Origin of the sequence: Methanolobus sp. WCC1 (assembly GCF_045690315.1) — an archaeon.
GTDB classification, from domain to species: domain Archaea; phylum Halobacteriota; class Methanosarcinia; order Methanosarcinales; family Methanosarcinaceae; genus Methanolobus; species Methanolobus tindarius.
Genome location: NZ_CP146979.1, coordinates 1659722 through 1680925, shown reverse-complemented (window position 1 = coordinate 1680925; position 21204 = coordinate 1659722). Strand labels below are relative to the sequence as shown.

The following is a 21204-nucleotide window of genomic DNA, read 5'->3' as shown; positions in this document are numbered from 1 at the left end:
TGCAAAAGTTGATAACTTTCTTAAAAATATATGTGGAAACGATGTTTAATATGTATATACAGCTTAGAGTTTCTTTTATATACTTAAAACACAATTGTGAATTTGTTCCTGATAAGGTCCAGTGAACAATAAGGTACATGAATCTCAATTAATGTGGATGGCCGTAATTGCAGGCATAATTATTGGAAAGAATTGAGGCTAGGTTCTATATACACTATACTGTAGTGTATTTAGACTATAATCTCAACAATGACACAATAATCCACGTAAATGATCATTCTGGTCTATGGTCTGGTTGTTATTCATTCCGGAGAGTTCCTGGCTTTAGTAAGGTAGAACCTGAACGAAAAACGAACTGTAATTTGCATCATTGTGCAGCATGCATGATGTGCTATCAAAAACGAGGTGAAAAACATGAGGTGTCAAATAGCAATAAAACCTGACTCAGATGACCATGTCAGGTGGATATTAAGCGTTGACCGCAGACTTGTGCTGATGGAATATATGAAAAGGAATGTAGTTGGCAAAGCTTCTGATGTTGCTCAGGTAACCAGAAGGTCAACCCAGAACATGAGCCGTGCTATGAAAGAATTCGAAAGCAGAGGTTTAATTGAGTGTATTAATCCTGCAAAAAGCACATGGAAAAAATACATGTTAACCGACGCTGGAAGAAATGTAATAAGGGAAATGGAAGGCAAATTCATCTGAGGTGCCGATAAATCCAGTTTCCACGGACTTTGTTTGTATATATTTGCTATAGGTTCTGTTTGATAGTGTTTCGTACTAACTGCTGGCAATATTGCCTCTGAACTCTCAGTTTTTAGAGGCATATAATTGCTTTTATGAATTCATTTTTAAAAAACCATATTCAAAAAATCATTTTCTTTTAATCTGAATCTTGTGCCAGTTTGCAGTATCCTTCCACAAGTTCAAGGTTTGCGTCAATAACAGATGCCTTAAATTTTTCAAGATTATGGCAGATATCATCAAGTTCATCTACCAGTTTTTGTTCAGTAATAACCTGTCCGTCAGTTACCACTTTACATGATGGTATGTCAACTGCACGAACTGTTGAATTATGCAAAATAACTACATCATCACCTATATTGCAGTCAAAAACAACGGCTCCAAATCCAACAAAACATCGTTCTCCTATTGTGCAGGGTCCATGTACAATGCAGCCATGTGCAAGTGAAGTATTATTTTTGATATCAACTTTTGAACCTCCAAGCCCGTGTATTATTACGGCGTCCTGGACATTACAATTATCTCCGATTACAATAGATGATCCGGGTTCATCAGCCCTGATTATGACATTGTGGGCCACATAAACATTCTCTCCTATTGTAACATCACCTACGATGACTGCATTTTCAGATATCCATGCTGTTTCACTTATCTTAGGATGCTGCTTCTGGGGATTTGGATAAAGCATTTTTTTATTACCACCTTCAATTTAATGCATGTTTCAAATGTACAGATATTCGATTTCCTGCATCTGCACATTTATAGTGACTACTAGTCGAAACATTGTAATGAAAAATAGTGATAATTTATTTATACTTATTGCTAGGGTCAATGGATTGTAAAAATACTTATTATGCATTGAAAAACAATGTAGGATGACTTTTACTCAATATCCTGTGATATTTCAGGTGATTCATCCTGCAAATGCTTCAAATGAAGCTCTGCCGCCGCTTTCTCAGCTTTTCTTTTACTGTTTCCGGAACCCATTGCAAGCAATTTATCATTAAGGTAAAGCCCAACTGTAAATTTTTTCTCATGATCAGGTCCTTCTTCTTCCATCACTTTGTAGATTGGATTTCCAAGTCCATTGTGATGGAATATCTCCTGTATCATGCCTTTGGGATTAAAAGCAGCAATTTTTTCCAGTGCACTGTCAATTTCGAAGAACTGGTAAACAAAATCCTTTGCAGCAGAATAGTTTCCTTCAGCTTCATCAGTCTTGCTGGTATTGTCCTGCCCTCCATCAATGTAAATAGCACCGATAAGTGCTTCCATGATGTCAGATAGTTTTCCGTCAATGTTTACATGCCCTTCTGAAAGGACAAAACGTGAAAGTTTTATTTTTCCTGCCACAGGTTTAAGACTTTCATTGGAAGCCAGTACCGTTCTTATTTTTGTAGCAACTCCTTCTATTGTAAGTCCTTTTAACCTGGCATACTCGTTTATGCCAGTGTCATGAAATGCATGTTCTGCAATTATCAGTCCAAGAACTGAATCACCGAGGTACTCGAGCTTCTCATAGTCTTTGTTCTCAAGTCCGTTAATTTTTCTGAAATCACTCAGTTTCTCCTTATCACCGCTAAAAAGTGAGCCATGTAAAAGTGCCTGTACAAGGTAGCTTTTGTCCTTGAATTTAAAGCTTATAATCTCCTGGAACTCTTCAAGGTCATTCTCATTAACACTCAAATCCGGATTAACTCTCACTTTTTTGCCTCTTTAAACGATGACTGCACTTATGTTTTCATCCTATCTGTTTATTGAGTATAATTGTTTAAAAAATATCCGTAATGCAGGTTGCTGGCACAATGCAGGTTCAAAGAAACAGATCCTGACGTAAAGCATACTATTTTTATATCTGTATTATCAAAATTCAATTATCTAAGTGGGAGTGGTGATTTCACATGGAAAAAGAATGCTGTCCAAAATTTGATCCCATGCCATGGGATGGAAAAGTAATCGAGTGGGATAACAAGAAATTCGTAAAAGACAAAGTGTTAACACTTTTCTATATGCCGGTCAACTTTGGCGGAGTAATGAGAAAGCTTGACAGAAAAGTCAGGGATGCAGGAGCAGGTATTATTGATAATCTCTGTCTATCGGATCATACGTCAAAATGGAACATGGATGTCTATCTTGCAGTTGACAAAAACATACCTGATGCAAATAATATACTGTTGAGTGGAAAGTTCTTAAGCAAAGTCTACGAAGGTCCTTTTAAGGACACTAAGAAATGGTGTGATGATTTTGAAGCTTATGCAAAAGAACAGGGATATGAAATAAAGAAATGGTTCATGTGGTATACTACCTGTCCGAAATGCGCAAAAAAATATGGGAAAAATTATGTTGTGATTATAGCAGAGATTGAGTGAATAAAAGAAAATGAATAGATGTTGTCTTACTCAGTAAAGACAACATTAACCTCATTAACATCCCAGAGGGATTCAAGCTTCTCTGTGACCTCTTCCTTGATGTTTGCTGCAAACTGATGGTTTGACGGCAGGTCAATAAGTATTCTGACAACACCATCGTTGATCTCCATTTTGGTGACCAGCTCGGTCCTGATAATATCCAGCCCTGCCATTGGGTTCATCACATGCTTCAACCTGCTTCTGATAACATCAACAGTGGTTGGTTCCTGTTCACTTACAAGGCCGTGCTTTTCCTCATAATCTCTTATGGCTGCACGAAGTCCTTCTACTGCAAGTACGGAACAATGGGCTTTTACAGGTGGAAGTCCTCCCAGCTCTTCGGTAGCCTCCTGCCAGCTTATCTTTTTAGCTTCTTCAACCGTCTTGCCTTTTGCAAGCTCAGTTATTATGGAGGCTGTTGCAATGTTAGAAGCACATCCGTATGACTCGAATTTGATATCCTCGATTACCTGGGTGTCCGGGTTCACCTGAAGATAGACTGCAACCATGTCTCCACATGCAGGGCTGCCTTCCAGTCCTTTTCCATCCGGATTTTCCATTTTTCCTACATTGCGTGGATTCTTAAAATGCTCAAGTACCTTTTCTGTGTATGGAAATTTCATATTATCGCCTCATGCCTCTTTATTATACAGGGGACTAATGTCCCTGAGTTGCTTTACTATCTCTTTGATTGCATCTACCACAGCATCAACATCATTCATGCTGTTATAGCGTCCGAATGTGAACCTGATGGAGCCGTGTGCCCTTTCGTGATCTCCGCCAATGCCGAGAATAACATGACTTGCTTCCAGTGACCGGCTGAAGCATGCAGACCCGGTGCTTACTGCAAACCCTCTCATATCCAGATGCAGGGTCATTGATTCACCTTCCACGTAATGGAACGTGATATTGGCATTCTGTGGCGTTCTCTGTTTCTTGCTTCCGTTTAGTGTGACATGGGGTATTTCTTCGAAGACTCTTTTTATAGTGTAATCTCTCATCGAAGCCAGAAATTCAGTTTCCTTGTCTGTTACAAGTTCCACTGCTTTTGCAAAACCTACAGCTCCCGGGATATTTTCAAGTCCTGCACGACGATCTGTTTCCTGATAGCCGCCATCCATCCATTTAGTAATGGGTGTACCCTTGCGGATATAAAGTGCACCGACACCTCTTGGTCCGTGGATTGTATGGGCTGACATGCTTATCATGTCTACAGGTGTTTGTGAAACATTAATTGGTACTCGCATGTAGCTGTGCGTTGCATCAGTATGGAAAAGCACATCTTTTTCCTTACATATTTTTGCGATGGCATCAAGGTCCTGAAGAGTACCTATTTCCTGATTTGCATGCTGGATGGATACAAGGACAGTATTATCCCTTATCTTGCTCTTGAGTTCCTCAAGATCCACAAAGCCTTCTGAATCAACACTAATGTAGTCTACACTGTATCCCTGTTTCTCGAGATTTTTAGCAGTATTAAGTACTGCAAAATCCTCTAATTTTGATACGATTATGTGCTCTCCCTTCTTTTTCTTAAGAGCTGCAACAACGCCTTTTATTGCCATATTACTTGATTCTGTGTCACCTGATGTGAATACAATTTCCTCAGGTGTTGCACCCAGGGAATTTGCTATTATTGTCCTGGCTTCTTCAAGACCTTCTTTTGCATCGATTCCCATGGAATATCCAAATTCAGATGTTGCCACTGCATATGTATCAAAGAAATATGGTTTCATTGCATCCAGAACTCTTTCGTCCAGGCGCGTACTGGCTGAATTATCGAGGTAAATCATTTCATCTAACATAGTTACTCCCTGTTTGTTTCTTCAAAATATTGTGATATTTAGATAAATAGGGTAATCTTGGCATCTTTTGCTTCCATTATATAAGTGCCAACAGCACCATATTCGTCTATCCATTGGTTGTTCAATTCCTCTTCCTTGATTCCCATTATTTCCATGGTCATCTCGCAGGCGATTATCTTTCCGCCAAGTTCTTTGTAATCTTCCATCAGTTTTTCAAGTGAAACAACATTGGCTTTTTTCATCCTGCTTTTTACCATCCATTTACCCAGTCCCAGTAAATTCATTCTGGAAAGGGGACCTTTGTCCAGCCCTCCTTTTTTAAGACATTGCAAACCCCAGAATGTAAAAAATATAGATGCTTCCATTCCCATGGAAAGCGCACCGTTTGCAACTATAAGTGCACTATATATCTTGTCAAGGTCACCACTATGTGCAACTATTACTGCCTTTTCTGTCATGTACTACCCACTCTCCCGAAAGTGTCATTTCTTAATTCGGATTGTCCACTCTTTTTCGTTATTTTCATCCACTTCCACAACTTCAAGTCCCATTGCCTCACAGGCCATGGGTATTTCTTTTTTGGAAGCAGAATGTGTCCCTGTTATTACAATTTCATCTCCCGGGGCAGCTTTACGAATTACTTTACGGCATTCTACAAGAGGCACCGGACAGGTCTGTCCCCTAACATCGATGTTTGTTTCTGACATATGATCTTCCCCCATATTCAGAATTTCAGAATATGTTTAACAATAAAATATACTCACTAAGTGTATTTAACAATTGTGAATCAGAAGTTATTACGAATTAGTGAGTAACAATTGCCAGTTCTTCCAAATGTAAATATGGATAATTCATCTTCCTTTAATAAGGCAAAAGAGGCATTATTGGATTTTCCTGTGTATTCCGGGCAAGAAAAAATAGAAAGCATTTTTCGATCAAAGCACCAGGCATGACCTGTAAAAAGTGCTGTATGTCCCCGTATCATTAAGGACAGATCATTTTTGTCCATGAATTCATTAAATACGTCTCCTCCGAAACATTTGGGCCGTGGTCCACGGATAGACGCGCTTATGCCGTCACAACCACTTGGGTCATTCCATAAAAAATGAAAAGCTTCTTCTTTATTTATGCGATTCAGATCAACAGGTCCGGGAATGCCACCGTGCACGCAGAAAATAGAATCATTTATGACAGCAGAAATAGGCATTTCCTCAAATGTGCGGTTTGCAGCAAGGAATAATTCCTCGTCCAGTATTTCATCATAAAAACCATGAACTCTGTTCATTTCTCTTGTTTCATGATTTCCCCTCAGCAGAATAAAAGTTTCAGGCTCCCGTAATTTCATTTTCAGTATCCTTTCGAGAACCTCGGAAGAATGGGGTCCTTTGTCAACGTAGTCCCCAAGAAATACTATGTGATCACATTTCAGCGCTTTGCGAATGTACAGAATAAATTCAAGTGCTTCCAGATTCCCATGAATGTCTCCTACTATCAGGGCTTTCGATGAGTTAATGCGTACCAGTGCTTCCTCAGATGTAAATATCTCAAATGTATTCTGCAAAAGTCTATGTAGCTCTTGCTTCATGGCATCAATTCCTTTTAGTAACTTTATAGCAATTATCTGCCTTTGAATTAGTGTGTGGATTATTCCTTCAGTGTTTTACGTATCAGCAACAGTCCTGTAAGATTTACTGCTCCTATCAGAAATCCTCCTTCTATATAACGAGAGTTCTGATAGGATTTATCACTTTTGGAACGGTGTTCTGATGTTAAGAGTTTGACTGAAATATATGATCCAGCACTGAAAGATTGCTCTACTGTATTGTCCTGTTCTGATAAAGGTTTAAATGTTAGTATATATTCATTATCCGGCTCAATACCCTGAAAAGCAATGTTTTCTCTGACATCATCTTTAAAGAGAATTTCTCCCTCTTTTGTTAAAGATAGTTCGCCTTCTTCCGGAATAATTACTTCAACATTTGTGTAATCTTTAAGTGCAATTGCCTCTCCGTCTGCAAGTCTCAGTTTACCGGGGATGTTTAGTACCTCAAGAATTGTTGGTGCAATGTCTTCCTGTTTGAACTTCCCTTCCACAACAACATTATCAATATCATTTGCAGTTATTGCCAGTGGAACTTTTTGTGATTCAGTCATTACGGAATATTTTTCTGCCTGGTGTCCTCCCTTTGAATCATTGGTAGGGAATGCCATTCCGTGATCACCTGTAAGTACAAAAGCCAGATTGTTGGCAAGGCAGGTTTCATAAAGTGAATAACTTATGTTGTCGATTCCTTCAATACATTCAATATAACCGCTATTCTTTTTGTAATGGCCGGCACTGTCAACAGCACCTGCATTTAATGTGAGTATGTAATTTTGTTCAGGATACTCTTTTTCCATGTATTCAATAACATCAATCCCGGTTTCAATAACCCACGCGTTATATTCAATGTAACGTTCAATAGAGCCTTCCGGATACTGATCAAGTTTTTCCTGTAACCCGGAGGAATGAACCTGCATCAATTCAGTGATTTCAAATGAAATATCTTTATTGTCTTCTGTAATCCTGTTTGTTTGAATGACCATTTCAGGTTCGTTTATGGAGTTTTTTGTGTCATGCATGACTACATTTTGTTTGCTGCAAAAACCACCTGAATCGCCTTTTTCCATAATCGCGAACGTTAGATAATCGTAATCATGAGCTACGTCAAAGAATGTTGTTTCTGAAGAGCCGGTGAGTTCAGAATCCGCACTGGAATATCCTGTGGCAATCACAGAGTGACCACCTTCGGTAAATGTCTGAGGTACTGTTACATCAAGTACCCTGCAACTATTATCGAATATTTCCTGCATTTTAGGTACTTCTGCTTTTTCAAGCATTGAGCCATCTATTGCGTAAGGAGTGTATTCAGGGTACACATAACATGAACTTAAACCATCAACAATGAGAATAATGGCACCATGGGGAGTGTTTACTGACCCTATTTCTGCAACTGTATTTGCTCCTGCCTGGGATGTGAAAATACACAATGCCAGTAAGAGGACACAACACATTGAAAACAGGTGTGATGTATCTGTTTTTCTTTCAGGGATGATCGTTTTTACGTTTTTTATTGGTGCCATCAATCCAAGAAAGAGAGTATCTCCATAATAAAGTTTCTATTTTGTTTTAGTTAATTTGATTTAACTGATATTATTTTTACTACTGTCTTTCAGTAAAAGTGTAAGAACCATAAGCAATGAAGTTCCTGCAAACATTGCAAGATATCCGTATTTTGTAAAGTAGCCCATTATCATGGGTAGGAATGCAAGTCCCATGTATGTAAATGTTGTGAAGATTCCCATGCTCAGTCCTTTGTCCTTTTTACTGATATTCATACAGGAAACTGCTATTGGTAAACCTATCATTGCCATTCCCGATCCTATGCCAAGAAGCGTAAAACCTGGAAGGGGTTGTATAATTGAGATTATGACGCCTGCAGCAGCAAGTATTATGCCTATGTTGATCATTTTTCTGAACTTAATGTTTGACCTTCCTGCAATGAGGTTGGTGGCCATTGAGCTAATATATACTGTAGCTATCACTATGCCAAGTTCCGGTTTGCTGAGCATTCCGCTACTGTATTGTGGGTAATAGGCAAGCATTACTCCGGTGATTCCAAAAATAAAGAATGCAATTATCCATGTTCTGATAAATAATGGATTGAATGCTATATTGAGAATCTTTTTAATTTCAATCAAAAATGTGGTGTTTGAATGTGTTTTTTCTTTTGTTTTCAGGATTAAATTATTTTTATCATTGTTATTATTCTTGTTCTTGTTTTGGAGTGAACTTGTTTTAATAATGCCAAAAATAAACACTATTAACGAAAGCAGGGTGAAAAGTATAATTGCTCCTTTAATGAATTCCTCTGCCAGAAATCCTGCAGCTACGGCACCAGCTGCAAGTCCGGCATTAAGGAGAAAATTGAATTCTCCCAGATATTGATTTTTTTTCTGATATTCGGCAAGCATTGCATATGCTGCTGGGAAAAATGCACCACATGCGCTGCCCTCAAGTATTCTTGCTAGTATCATTATATGGATGTTGTTGGTTACAGTAAGGATTGTGCCGGAAATTGCTGTAAGGGAAATAGCAAAAATGATTATCTTCAGATGTTCATACCTGTCTGCTAAAAATCCGAAAGGTATCAGGGTTAACAATGCTCCGATAAAATAGCCGGAAAAAAGTAAAGTGTATTTAATGGTGCCTGATTCCACCGATGAAGCAGTAGCAATCTCAGGTAATACAGGGATAACGGAATTCGATAAACCCATTATGAGAAACACAGTTGAGTAAATAAAAAAACGTTGTTTTGTCATAGGCTTCTTTCACGGATTTACTGATCATTGGCATGTTATTTAGTTTTAAGTTTTGAAAAAGATTATTTTGGTTTTCTTTATATGGGATGTATTTGTAATTGGATTTACAGTACTTTGTATGATGTTACATTAGATATCAATCTATATACAGTACATCCGAAAGTAGATGAAACTTCCTCTTCGATATTATGCACTATATTTAATAAAATTGAAGAGGACAACATCATATCAACATGTAACCTATTACCATTATTTGCAGTCATCAATAAATAATATTTATAATTAAACATCTAGTTGTACTTGTACATCACATCTTCTAATTGTATAAATAAAGTTTACTTTACCTTGTCATTAATGTCGTTACCTTACATACTCTAAAAGATTTACAAGCATATGTGGAAATTAATAAATCATCAACTTTAACTACTTATTTAGTATTCAAAAATAAATAGCGTTATTTTTAACGATATACCATTGACATATATGCACTAATAATTCTGCCTGGTTGTTATACAATGCATTTAAATGATTTATTTTTTTTCTATGTTTTTCATTTCTGATGTCGTTGGAAGATTACTGTTTATCGCTTTTAAGCTTAGATGAATGAATCTAATTGTAAATACGTTCCGTTTTGAGAATAGAGATAACAAACCCCATTCCTAAAAGGAAAGCTATGATAAATCCAAAGACTCCAAGAAATGGAACGCCCCAGACGAGTGGTTCCATATCAGTTTGCAAAATCAATGATGAACCTATTATTATGGCTGACACAATAAAACTAAATGCAATACGATTACTTGCATCATTAATTTCTTGAGGTAATGTTTCAAGTTCATTATGCCTGAATTTGATATTTAGTTCACCTTTTTCTATTAAAGACAGAATTTGTGATATCTGCATCGGCATTTTGTGCAGTACACGAGAATATTTCGGTACATTCTTTAATGCTGAATTTGTAATATTCTTAGGACTCAAACGTTTTTTCATATATTTTTTTGCATGTGGTTCAAAAACAAGTGCCAGATTAAAATCGGGCATCAGCTGAGAACCAAATCCTGTAATCATAATTGTTCCCCTTAAAAGTAAAGCAACATTTGGTGGAAGTTTTGCATGATGTTCTTGCAATATAACGAATATATCACTAATCATTGATGCTGCATCCATTTGCTTTAAAGATCTGCCGTAGTATTTATCTAAGAATGTTTCAATATCATTTTTTAATCTCTGAGTATCTGCATCACTTCCAATAACATCATACTCATACATAATTTCTACAAACTGCTCAACATCACCCTTTTTCATTGCGAAGAGTGCATCAATAAATCCATTTTGAAGGTCATTCGACAACCGACCAACCATGCCAAAATCAATCAGTGCAATAGTTTCATTGTCCAATATAAAAACATTACCAGGATGAATATCTGCATGAAATAAACCATCTTCAAATATCTGTTTCATAAAGGCGTTGGAACCAATCATTGCTATTTTTTCTCGATCATATCCTAATTTGTCAAGTGATTGAAAATCATTTGCTTTAATGCCATCGATATATTCAAGCGTCAAAATCTTTTGACTACTATAGTTCCAGTATACTTTTGGAATGTAGACTGACTTTTCATCTTTGAAATTATAAGAGAAACGTTCAATATATTGAGCTTCTTGTGTGTAGTCGAGTTCAGTACGAATTGATCTTGAAAACTCATCTACAATTTTGACCAATCCATATTGCTTGGCAGCCTGAACACGTTCTTCAGCAAGTCTGGCAAGACTATTCATAATATCCAGATCTGTTTCAATAATTTTATTGACATGTGGACGTTGGATTTTAACAACCACATTCATACCATCTTTCAACTTAGCTCTATGTACCTGACCTATAGATGCAGCTGCCATTGGTTTACGTTCAAAAGTTTCAAATAAATCATCAAGAGTGGCTCCCAACTCATCTTGAATTACATATTCAACATCTTCCAATGCAAATGAAGGGACATTGTCCTGAAGTTTTGCAAATTCATCTGCATATTCAAGCGGTATCAAATCCTTACGAACACTGAGTATTTGTCCTAATTTCACATAGGTAGGACCAAGTTCTTCAAGTACTTCCCGTAATCTTTCAGGACGTGATACTGCTTCTTCTTTTGATGTATAGAGTTTATTTGAATCTAAGATGTGAATGTGAAACGGACGAAGTTTCAACTGATCAACAAGATAGTCAAATTCATATTTTATCAAAATATCTATTATTTTTTTGTACCTTTTTATCATTGAGTATTTGCGTAGTATACTAAGGTTCATACCGATTCTCCTATTTTTATATAAGATTATAATACGATACAATAAAATATATAATAGATGTATTGATTATTGCGATCTTTAGCAAAATCTCTATTATTTTCTTGTATCGTTTTACTATCAAGTATCTCTGTAGTATACTAAAATACATACAAGGTCACCGATTTCACAATATATTGTGCAGCATTACTGTAAAGTACATCAAAGAAGGCGCAAATAAAATCACCAAGTATAGTTTGCTACAATCCATAGATCTGCGCTCCTTTACCAATTCCGTATTAGATCACAAATCCCGATGTGTCTTCCACCATTCCCTGGCCACTTCCAGTAGTATCCAGTGTAATTACATCATAATTAGTTTCGATTTTAAGATCAATGACTTCTACAAGATTTTCAATGTATTTAAAATCAAAATCTTTCCTGAAGCTGAATGACTTTTTACAGTAGCTTTTCATGACTACAAATACCTTATTTCCTTCAGCAGTAACAATCCACCTTTTATCTTCTTTCTCTGAAGGATATTCATGAACACTAACCTTTTCGAAATAGTGCATTTTCTGAGTCATGGAATCGTAAAAACTCATAGAATTGTAAATATCATATTCCACCCCCATTACCTCAATCGAGGGTACAAAATAAGTCAATATAGAACCATTCCTGAAAACTATCCTTGACCATTTCCATGGAATGAACGGACCAACTACTATGACCTTTTGAGCATAACATTTACCTGAGAAATCGTTACAAGAAAGCTGACCTTCGAAATCAAAATAAAGGTTAGCTAGGCGAAAACCAAACAAACCTTTGAATTGCTCTGACAACTCGGAAATGAATTCAGTATTTTCAGGTTTCTTTATCGTCAGAGAACAAAACTTTTTACCAGCTTCCATAATATTCAGAGAATATTCAGGAAATGAACCACAAAATTCAGCACTGATATTATCATTAAAACAAGCTATAATATCATCCTTAATTTCAATGGTGCAGAGGTCATCTGTAATCGTTCTCTGTTTTTCATCATATTCCCATGAAACACAATAACCCTCTGTTCGGTTATCAGACACTTTGCTATCTTTTATGTAGCGACCATTAACCTCGATGTCACCGTCTGTTCTACCAAACATCAAAAAAAATTGACGTTTTGAGCCATCATTAGCAGTAAATTTCATGAACCAATATTCTTTTCCAAAAAGAGGAAGATCATCAAATGAAAAAAGAAAGTCATCGATATTCTTTCCTGATTTCTTCTTCAAAAAAAGTCTTTCAATACTATTCTTACTTTCTTTCAGTTCATTTATTGAAGCAATAAATGCTTGTTTTTCCTTTTTAGGCAGCGTTTTGATGTAATTGTTTCTTTTTTTTATGAAATTCAGCAACCTATTCTTATCCATACCAACCTGATTTCCAACATCGCTATTTCTAGAATCGTTCTCTGTTAATGTCGGGCTTACAGCTTCTTCAATCATATTTAACACCCATTTTTTCCATTTCTAAAATATTCCACATTCTCCGGTCAGTATATTACAACTGGGGACAGTAAATGTCTATGAGTAAAACGGTTTTGAGAATTTTGCCTCTACTTCCTGTCGATGGATTGTATTATATGCACAGAATGGAATCACACGTCCATCTGGTGTAGCGTAGTGTATTCCACACCTCTGCACCCTCTCGATATCAAAATTATAGGGATCTTGAAAATGCATTGATCCAAGGAACAAACTATTCCTGTGGAAGGGCTTTAAAGCTTCTCCTGTACCTTTATTGAAAAAATCCATTATCATTTTCGTGACATTGATAGACTGTGGAGCAGTTTTCTGATCGATGAAACTGGATATTTTGTGAAGGGCTTTACTAGTAAGACCTGCTTTTTTTATCTGAAAATTCGTATTACTTATCTGAGGGGATATCTCATCTAGATATTCAAACAAACCGTCTACATCCACAAAACGAGTAATAGGAATTAGCTTATCTCCATCTTTGAAAATATATGTAACAGTTCCACAGTGAGGATGTATTGTGAATTGTAGAACTTGTTTGTTCAACATGGCTGCTATGAATCTGGATATTGACGTTGATTGTGGTACAGAGAACCAATCATCCCTGCAGATAGTCCCATTTGTTTGTTCTTCAGTCATTAATAAAAAATCTGGAATTGTAATTCTTTTTTTCTCTCTTTCTGTCTGATCAATGCGACCTGTGAAAGCAACTGGTTGGAAATTGACGCCTTTGATAACATCAAGCCTTTCTGAAGCAAAATTGATTATATTTCCAACTTGATGATCATTTACTTCTTTTATAAGAGTTGGTACCAACACAATGCTCGCAATTCCTGCAGTACGACAGTTGTTTATTGCAGCATTTTTCAATGGAAAGGCATTAAAACCACGTGTAATGTGATAGGGTTCTTCTCCTATACCATCAAATGACAAATAGACAGTCTGAAGACCAGCTGTCCTTAATTTATGTGCAAATTCTACATCCTTTGCAATTCTTACTCCATTAGTGGCAATTTGAATATGTAAAAAATCAAGGTCTTTTGCCATTGATATTAGCTCTGGCAAATCATCACGTACAGTTGGTTCACCACCAGAAAATTGGACCGCACAGCATGGAACAGGTTTCTGATTCTAAGCATAAGTAGCATATTCTGAATCTGTTCTTCATTTGGCTCATAAATGAATCCACTTCTTTTTGCATTCGCAAAACATACAGGACAGTTAAGATTACATCTATTTGTTACATCAATGTTTGCCAGAATAGTGCTGGTTGTATGTTTTTCACATAATCCACAATCAAGAAGATGATTCTCGCTCTTTATTGCAGGATTTAAAACACCTGTGCCTACTACATGAGATTGACAGAACTTATTATAAAGTTCAAAATCAGACCAATAGATATCTTGGAAAGTACCATGATTAGAACAATACTTGGAAAGGTAAACGCTGCCATCTTCTGTGAAAATTTCAGCAGGAATTTTGTCCAAGCATTCCGGACAAAGTGAGATTGTATTTTTTATGTGCAACCTTTGTTTTTTATTTAGCTCATCCGTTTCGCTATTTTTTGAAACTACATTTATACTCAAATTGCAGTCTGTTGTGCATTTGCTAGTCATTTGCTCACCATTTTTATTACTTTTATCTGCTATGGATACGAGACTATTCTATTGATGCAGATTGATTCCACTCTGCATCAATGAAATGCCTGAAAACACGAACATGCTCTTTCCCACAGTACCATGTAGCATTGAGGTTAGGAGGAAATATTTCATCATTGACAGTGACTACAAGAAGTTCTTTCTCATCAACAGAAAGGATACCACCCATTAGAGGACTAGAATTGTTCTTTTTATTATATACACTTTGACTTCAGCACCGGGCAACTCTGTGGCAATTTCATCTGCATAAATTTTATCATTGACAGTTATTTTAACCTTCACGCCCTCACTGATTTTTTCACGAATCTCTTTCCAAATACTGCCCATAATAGGATAAACAGCAACAATTTGGTTCAATGGAACGTATGACGAAGAAAAAAGAATCTCTTTATTGGATGATTCAAGCATTTGAAGTATCTTGTCAGTGACATTCTTCACACCATTAATATTCCATGCCGAGTTATCTTCTAAAGTCCCTTCCTGTTTTTGATAGATATTTTCAAGTTGTTCCAGGGAAAAATCCACAGCAACCGCGTAATCTTTTGTCAACAGAGTGATTATTCTTTCGGGTTCCTGTGCTTTATATCTCATTGGTTTGGAGTTCTGAATCTCGATTAACCCTCTGTTTTTAAGTTTGTCTATTACACCATACACAGCAGAACGTGGGACACCCGAAAGAGTATGGAGGTCAGCTGCATTCCTGCTTCCGTACTGCGTTAGTGCTGCCAGAATTTTGGCTTCATAGGCTGTCAAACCTAATTGTTGCAGAGATTCTATTAACAATTGCATAATAACATTGATATAAGTATCTTCTATTTACTATCTTCGGTACAACAATAAACTAGTATTAAATAACTATTCATATTGTTAGTATTCTATTACTAACAGATATCATGTCTGCAAAAAAAAGATTTGAACAAATTGGAGCTGTGATTGAGAAATGGCCTCTGGGAATAATTATCGTTGCGATTCTCATGATGCTGATTGCATTTCAAGGAGCAGGCTTGATAGAACATAAAAGTGGAACAGACACTTTTGTAGAAAAAGACTCTGACCTCTATCAGAACTATGATCATATCTACAAGCAGAATTTTGGAAACGAAGTTATAATGGTGCTCATCGATTCTGATGATGTAAGGGAATCTGAAGTCATCGAAGCAATTGATGATTTTGATACGCTGATAGCCCGAGATAAGGATGTAGAGAATGTTATCAGTATGGCATCACTGATTAAGAATACTGCATATTCCGTCACCGGCCATTCTGAAATACCCAATAATTACGATTCCATTCTGTCAATAATTGATTTACTGCCTTCTGCTTATGTTGACCAGTTGATGCCTGACAACACGCATACTATTATTATGGTGCAGTTGCCGGGAAACATAGATGAAGACAACAAGGAAAGAGTGCTTACGCGGGTAGAGAGAACAATTGAAGTGGTTGATTTTCCCACAGGCACAAATGCTGTTGCAACAGGTGAACCTGCTTTTATGATTGCGATGTCCGAAGAGATGAGCTCAAGTCTCCAAACAATGCTTATCCTTGCATTTGTCCTGATGATCTTTGCATTGCTTATGGTATTCAGACATGTCAGGTGGTGTCTGATGCCATTGCCTGTAGTTCTTATAGGTTTGATATGGACTTTTGGTGCAATGGGTTATCTGAACATACCCATGACGATGGCATCCATGGCAGTATTCCCAATTCTTATCGGACTTGGTGCCGACTATGCAATTCAGTTCCATAACCGTGTGGAAGAAGAACTTGCAAAAGGTGAGAGTGTCGAAGAAGCCATTATTGATACAATCACACATACTGGTCCTGCTGTTGGGAGTGCTGTTGTAGCCACATGTCTGGGTTTTATCGCTCTTTTAATATCCCCGGTTCCTATGATACAGGATTTCGGCAAAATGAGTCTTGTGGGTGTGCTACTCTGTTACATTGCTTCAATGTTTGTTCTTGTATCCATCTTATACCTACTTGACAGACGAGAAGAGAAAAAGAAACGCAGGTATCCTGCAAGACAGGCTTCTGTAAAAAAAGCAGAACAAAAGGAAACAGCTATTGGGAAAGTACTTTCCCATGTTGCCATGTTCTCTGCAAAAAGACCTTTGATCATCATTGTGCTGGCATCTGTTCTTGCAGCGGGAGGATTGTATGCTGATGAACATGTAGGTGTTCAGACCGAGACAAAGGATTTTGTACCACAGGACATGCGGGCTTTGCAGAATCTGAATAAACTAACAACAGTGGTGGGTGGAATTGATCAGATAAACATTATTGTCAGAACAGATGATGTCCTTGATCCAGACCTGCTGCAATGGATGTTAGATTTTTCTGAAAGAGAAGAAGAAAGCAATAGCTATATAACAGGTTCAAGCAGCATTGCCTCCCTGATCGAATCAAGTCATGGTTCGATTCCCTCAGATAAGGATACCATTACTTCTGTCACTGATAGCATGTCCTCGGTTGTAACGGATCAGTACATCGAAGGAAGCAATCTTGCTGTAATAAACCTGAAACTTGAGAGTGACCTTCCTTCTGAGCAAATCACAACAGCCATTGACCTTGTCAAAAGTGACATGGAATGGTATGATCCTCCAGCAGGTACTACGGTAACTGTCACAGGTTCAAAGGTAATGACAAATTCCATTATAGATGCCCTGACATCCGGCAGGACAACTATGGGTTATCTTGGGATGGTAATTATCTTCTTGGGAATGCTTGTGATCTACAGGGACTGGCTGAAGGCTGTATCCACAATATTACCAATTGTAATGGTAACAGGCTGGATAGGGGGAGTGATGTATCTCCTTGACATGCCATACAATCCGCTGACTGCCACTCTTGGTGCTCTTGCAATAGGCATTGGAGCAGAATTCACAATATTGATGCTTGAACGTTACTTTGAGGAACGTGAAAAAGGCATGGAACCATATGATGCAATGGAAAAGGCTGCATCTTCAGTTGGTCCGGCTATCATTGCATCAGGTTCTACTGTCATATTTGGCTTCTCAGCCCTTATTGTATCCTCGTTCCCAATGATAAGTGATTTTGGAAAAGTTACAGTGATAGCTGTTGCATTTTCCTTGTTGAGCACAGTTATTGTGCTGCCACCCATCATGGTAAACCTTGATAGGTGGAGAATAAAACACCAATCTTCAGATAAATTAGAGAACAAAAATACAAAATATAGCAAGGTGAATGTATGATATCCCTTAAAAATGTAAAGATGCTCACGATAGCACTCTTGGTGCTAAGTTGTATGCATAGTGCGTCTGCAAGCATAGATGAAGACGTTATTTCAGAAATAGCAAGTGATTACTACGATCTTTACGGTTCCCCTCATCTAGTAGCAAACCTCGCCTGCGATGATGTATTTGAGAGAGGTGAAGATGCTGTCCTGTACGTGAACATCATGAACGATGGTCAGATCACAGGACTTGAAGCCGATGAGGATGAGATTGAGGATGATTTCAGAGATGGACAGATTGGTGAGACACTTACCAGGACTTACATGGCAAGTGAACTCGCTTCTGACAGAGCCATTACAAAAGCTGAGGATATAACAGCAACACTTTCACTTGTAGACCCGGATACTCCCATAGACATAAAACTTGATACCCTGCTTCTGGGTTCAATTAGTTCAGGTAAATCCTTAGAATCACCTGCCGAATTCCCTATAGAGGTATATGACAATGCAGAAGCTGGTACTTACAGATTGAAACTCAATGTGAAATACAGGTACCAAAAAGATTCTGCTGTAACTCCTCCCTACGGTGACACATACTACTGGCATGAAGAAATGAACCAGACAATGTACCTTGATATTTTTGTAGAGGAGGAACCATATTTCAAGGTGATAAAGACAGAATCTGGTCTTCAGAAGGGTGATAAGGAAACCATCAACATAACCTATGCGAACATTGGAGATGATGTTGCATACGACTGTATTGCAAGGATAAGTGTTGTGGATCCATTCACAACCAGCGATGACGAAGCATATCTTGGTGACATGTACCCCGGAGATTCAAAGACTGCAACTTTCGAGGTTAATGTGGCAGATGATGCTACAGTGAAACCCTATGCGATCAGCACTGAAGTGAAGTATACTGACAAACACGATGAAAGTCAGTATTCCGATGATCTCAAGGCTTCGGTGAATGTTGGTGAGTCCGAATCCAGCCTGAATGGAACTACTATGTTAGGTGCTGTAGTCCTGGTGGGTATTGTCAGTATACCACTGTATTTAAGGTCCAGAAAAAAGGAGTAGAGATGAAGAAAATAACAAATAGGATGTAATAACGTAAGTACTATGATGAATTCATTAATAGATTCTCTTCAATTGTTTGGCCTCACGTCCTATGAAGCAAAGATCCTTGTTGCACTGACGCAGTACGGAAGCAGGAATGCAGCGGACATCCATGCTCTTTCGGGTGTCCCACGTTCTGCAGTTTATGGTGTGATAGACCGCTTAAATGACAGAGGTATAATCGAGGTCCAGAATACAAAACCGATGCGTTATAGGGCTCTATCCCCAGATATCGTTATTGACAGACTCAAGGCTAACTATGAAGATGCTATCAAGTTTTGCAGGGAACAGCTTGAGAACATCTATAGTGAAAATGCGGAACACACAGAAGAAAACTCTGCATGGAATATCAACGGTGTGAAGAATGTCAATGATAAGATACTGCAAATGATGGAATCTGCTACCGAGGAGATTATTTTTGCATCCTTCTATCCTTCACTAACTCGTGTGATAGAAGTTTACCCTATAATGGATGCCATCAAGGATACTATCCATAAGAAAATTGCTATGGGTGTAAAACTGAAGCTTACAGGACGTGAAAAGAGCCACGTGGGAGATCTTGTAAAGGAGTTTCCTGGAGTACAGGTCCGTACGTACAGCAATGGAAAAAGAACCCAACCTCTTAAAGGTGGAATACTGGTCATTGACAACAAAGGGATACTTGTTATTACTATTAATGATGATGTGGTTCCAATAAGCCTCAATGCCACATGGTACAACGGAAAAGAGCATGTTCAGATCTTCAAGCATTTCGTAGATACCGAGTGGGAATCTTCCACTCCATTTGAAATTGGATGACTGGTTTGCAATATAAAGGCAAAAAAGCAAGGTTCGAATGATTTAACGGAGGCAGGTCAATGATTTTATCTCAATGTTCTTTATTTGGTTCAAGAATGATTGAAGATCTCGTTCAGTATAACATGAATATTTAGCAATTATTTCATGAGATTACACATGAATCCTAAAGTCTTTAACAATAATAAAATAACAATAAAATTGATATTGCTATGTTTGACATACATCACTTTATTTATTTTACTTTTAATTGCCAATATCACATTATATATCATATATTATTAATGTTTATCACCATATAATGATTTATTCAAAATTTGACTCTGTAGAAAACCTATCGAAATCAGCACCTATAGCTAAAATTCTGCGATAGCAATCATTATTAAGGGTTACATATCGAATTTCTATTGACTTGGATAATAGCTTGAATTTTGAGGATTTCTACAAAGCCTTTTAAACAAAACCAATTTAAAGCATTTAGAAACAGTAGTGCTGTATTTGATCCCATCTCTGAAGAAATATCTCTGAATGTTGAAAAAATACTTGCGAAAACAGTATCATCAGATTCTCAATTAGCAAATATCGATTTATCAGAATTAATACAAGAATATAAATCTGGAAATAATGATTTCAATGATCTTATTTTACAAGATGTTTGTAAAACAAACAACTATATCCTCGTCACAAATGATTGCGATTTTCATTGTAATGACATCGATATTCTTACGGCGAATAAAAAGTTGTTAAAATCAAATTGAAATCTTGATGATATTTCTTTTAAGCCCCTCATACTGCACATAGTTCCATATGTGTAGGAAAAACATTCAAGGACGCTAACTTTGAGTGTTGTGATTAAAAAAGTCAGGTGTACGGTCTTGATGAAGATATGACCGTTAATATGTCTGATCATTATATCCTGTTTTGTTAATTTTATGATTGATGGTGATGTGGATTAAGGTGTTATTTCACCTTTTCTCTTTTAAGTATCCTATAGACTTTTTAGTTTCTTTTTGAATAAAACCCTTTTTTAGTTGTTTTAAGTCGAATGTTTTTAAATACGAATGTTACCGTATAGAAATGTAGCGCGGATGATAACCTGCTATAACATACAGGTACCAACTAAGAACCACCCCGAAAACAAAATATTATCCCGCTCACGTTATTGTTGGCCACTCTTCATGCTTTGCTCCCTTTACAACTACTGAAAAAGAGACTTTTGTTGTGGCCAACAATAGTATGTTATCCCCTTGAATACTGATTTTTTCAGTGTTCATACAGTTAATAAATTCAATTATAATGTTGAAAGCTCTACAGGTGTGTTTCAAT

At 37.2% G+C, this 21204-nt stretch carries 19 protein-coding genes and 1 pseudogene; 5 read left to right on the top strand and 15 right to left on the bottom strand.

The window, feature by feature from the left end:
* Positions 1–414 precede the first annotated feature (414 nt).
* Positions 415–708, top strand: a complete 294-nt coding sequence (locus V7O61_RS08015; RefSeq protein ID WP_023846617.1) for a hypothetical protein — start codon at positions 415–417, stop codon at positions 706–708.
* 178 nt (positions 709–886) lie between these two features.
* On the opposite strand, the gene V7O61_RS08010 is transcribed toward V7O61_RS08015, so the two are convergent.
* Both V7O61_RS08010 and V7O61_RS08005 read right to left on the bottom strand, forming a co-directional pair.
* A complete protein-coding gene (locus V7O61_RS08010; protein WP_023846616.1) occupies positions 887–1435 on the bottom strand; it encodes a carbonic anhydrase in 549 nt (182 codons plus the stop codon).
* Between the two features lie 194 nt (positions 1436–1629).
* Complete coding sequence (locus V7O61_RS08005; protein ID WP_407282216.1) at positions 1630–2451, bottom strand: ribonuclease III family protein; 822 nt, start codon at positions 2449–2451, stop codon at positions 1630–1632.
* Positions 2452–2648: 197 nt separating this feature from the next.
* Here V7O61_RS08005 and V7O61_RS08000 point away from each other — a divergent pair, with 197 nt between their 5' ends.
* Positions 2649–3116, top strand: coding sequence for a hydrolase (locus V7O61_RS08000; RefSeq protein ID WP_407282217.1), 468 nt, complete (start codon positions 2649–2651; stop codon positions 3114–3116).
* A 26-nt stretch (positions 3117–3142) separates the two neighbouring features.
* On the opposite strand, the gene V7O61_RS07995 is transcribed toward V7O61_RS08000, so the two are convergent.
* From V7O61_RS07995 to V7O61_RS07935, 13 genes and pseudogenes are all read right to left on the bottom strand, one after another.
* Positions 3143–3778 (bottom strand): iron-sulfur cluster assembly scaffold protein, encoded by a 636-nt coding sequence (locus V7O61_RS07995; protein ID WP_023846611.1) that lies wholly within the window; start codon positions 3776–3778, stop codon positions 3143–3145.
* A gap of 9 nt (positions 3779–3787) precedes the next feature.
* Complete coding sequence (locus V7O61_RS07990) at positions 3788–4960, bottom strand: cysteine desulfurase family protein (RefSeq protein ID WP_407282218.1); 1173 nt, start codon at positions 4958–4960, stop codon at positions 3788–3790.
* A 38-nt stretch (positions 4961–4998) separates the two neighbouring features.
* A complete protein-coding gene (locus V7O61_RS07985) occupies positions 4999–5418 on the bottom strand; it encodes a DsrE/DsrF/DrsH-like family protein (RefSeq protein WP_023846609.1) in 420 nt (139 codons plus the stop codon).
* A 24-nt stretch (positions 5419–5442) separates the two neighbouring features.
* Positions 5443–5667, bottom strand: a complete 225-nt coding sequence (locus V7O61_RS07980; RefSeq protein ID WP_407282219.1) for a sulfurtransferase TusA family protein — start codon at positions 5665–5667, stop codon at positions 5443–5445.
* An 80-nt stretch (positions 5668–5747) separates the two neighbouring features.
* A complete protein-coding gene (locus V7O61_RS07975; RefSeq protein WP_407282220.1) occupies positions 5748–6545 on the bottom strand; it encodes a metallophosphoesterase in 798 nt (265 codons plus the stop codon).
* A 59-nt stretch (positions 6546–6604) separates the two neighbouring features.
* Positions 6605–8083, bottom strand: a complete 1479-nt coding sequence (locus V7O61_RS07970) for a phosphoglycerate mutase (RefSeq protein WP_407282221.1) — start codon at positions 8081–8083, stop codon at positions 6605–6607.
* Positions 8084–8143: 60 nt separating this feature from the next.
* Entirely contained in the window at positions 8144–9277 is a 1134-nt protein-coding gene (locus V7O61_RS07965; RefSeq protein WP_407282222.1) for an MFS transporter, read from the bottom strand.
* A 654-nt stretch (positions 9278–9931) separates the two neighbouring features.
* Positions 9932–11617: an AarF/ABC1/UbiB kinase family protein gene (locus V7O61_RS07960; protein WP_245249965.1), complete on the bottom strand. Its 1686-nt coding sequence runs from the start codon at positions 11615–11617 to the stop codon at positions 9932–9934.
* A gap of 275 nt (positions 11618–11892) precedes the next feature.
* Positions 11893–13080, bottom strand: coding sequence for a hypothetical protein (locus V7O61_RS07955; protein ID WP_407282223.1), 1188 nt, complete (start codon positions 13078–13080; stop codon positions 11893–11895).
* Positions 13081–13158: 78 nt separating this feature from the next.
* Positions 13159–14181: pseudogene (gene tes / locus V7O61_RS07950) on the bottom strand (tetraether lipid synthase Tes); the annotation flags it as partial.
* Positions 14163–14726, bottom strand: coding sequence for a hypothetical protein (locus V7O61_RS07945; RefSeq protein ID WP_407347370.1), 564 nt, complete (start codon positions 14724–14726; stop codon positions 14163–14165). The gene V7O61_RS07945 and the pseudogene tes, both read right to left, overlap by 19 nt.
* Positions 14727–14769: 43 nt before the next feature.
* Positions 14770–14937: a hypothetical protein gene (locus V7O61_RS07940; RefSeq protein ID WP_407347368.1), complete on the bottom strand. Its 168-nt coding sequence runs from the start codon at positions 14935–14937 to the stop codon at positions 14770–14772.
* Positions 14937–15557, bottom strand: a complete 621-nt coding sequence (locus V7O61_RS07935; RefSeq protein WP_407347366.1) for a TrmB family transcriptional regulator — start codon at positions 15555–15557, stop codon at positions 14937–14939. Before V7O61_RS07935 ends, V7O61_RS07940 begins: the two co-directional genes overlap by 1 nt.
* A 104-nt stretch (positions 15558–15661) precedes the next feature.
* On the opposite strand from V7O61_RS07935, the gene V7O61_RS07930 reads away from it, so the two are divergent.
* The 3 genes from V7O61_RS07930 to V7O61_RS07920 are packed head-to-tail and all read left to right on the top strand — an operon-like array spanning position 15662 to position 19881.
* Positions 15662–17983: a hydrophobe/amphiphile efflux-3 (HAE3) family transporter gene (locus tag V7O61_RS07930; protein ID WP_407282224.1), complete on the top strand. Its 2322-nt coding sequence runs from the start codon at positions 15662–15664 to the stop codon at positions 17981–17983.
* Entirely contained in the window at positions 17980–19044 is a 1065-nt protein-coding gene (locus tag V7O61_RS07925) for a COG1361 S-layer family protein (protein ID WP_209616438.1), read from the top strand. The genes V7O61_RS07930 and V7O61_RS07925 overlap by 4 nt, the downstream gene beginning before the upstream one ends.
* Before the next feature lie 42 nt (positions 19045–19086).
* Positions 19087–19881: a TrmB family transcriptional regulator gene (locus tag V7O61_RS07920; RefSeq protein WP_407282225.1), complete on the top strand. Its 795-nt coding sequence runs from the start codon at positions 19087–19089 to the stop codon at positions 19879–19881.
* Positions 19882–21204: the final 1323 nt, after the last annotated feature.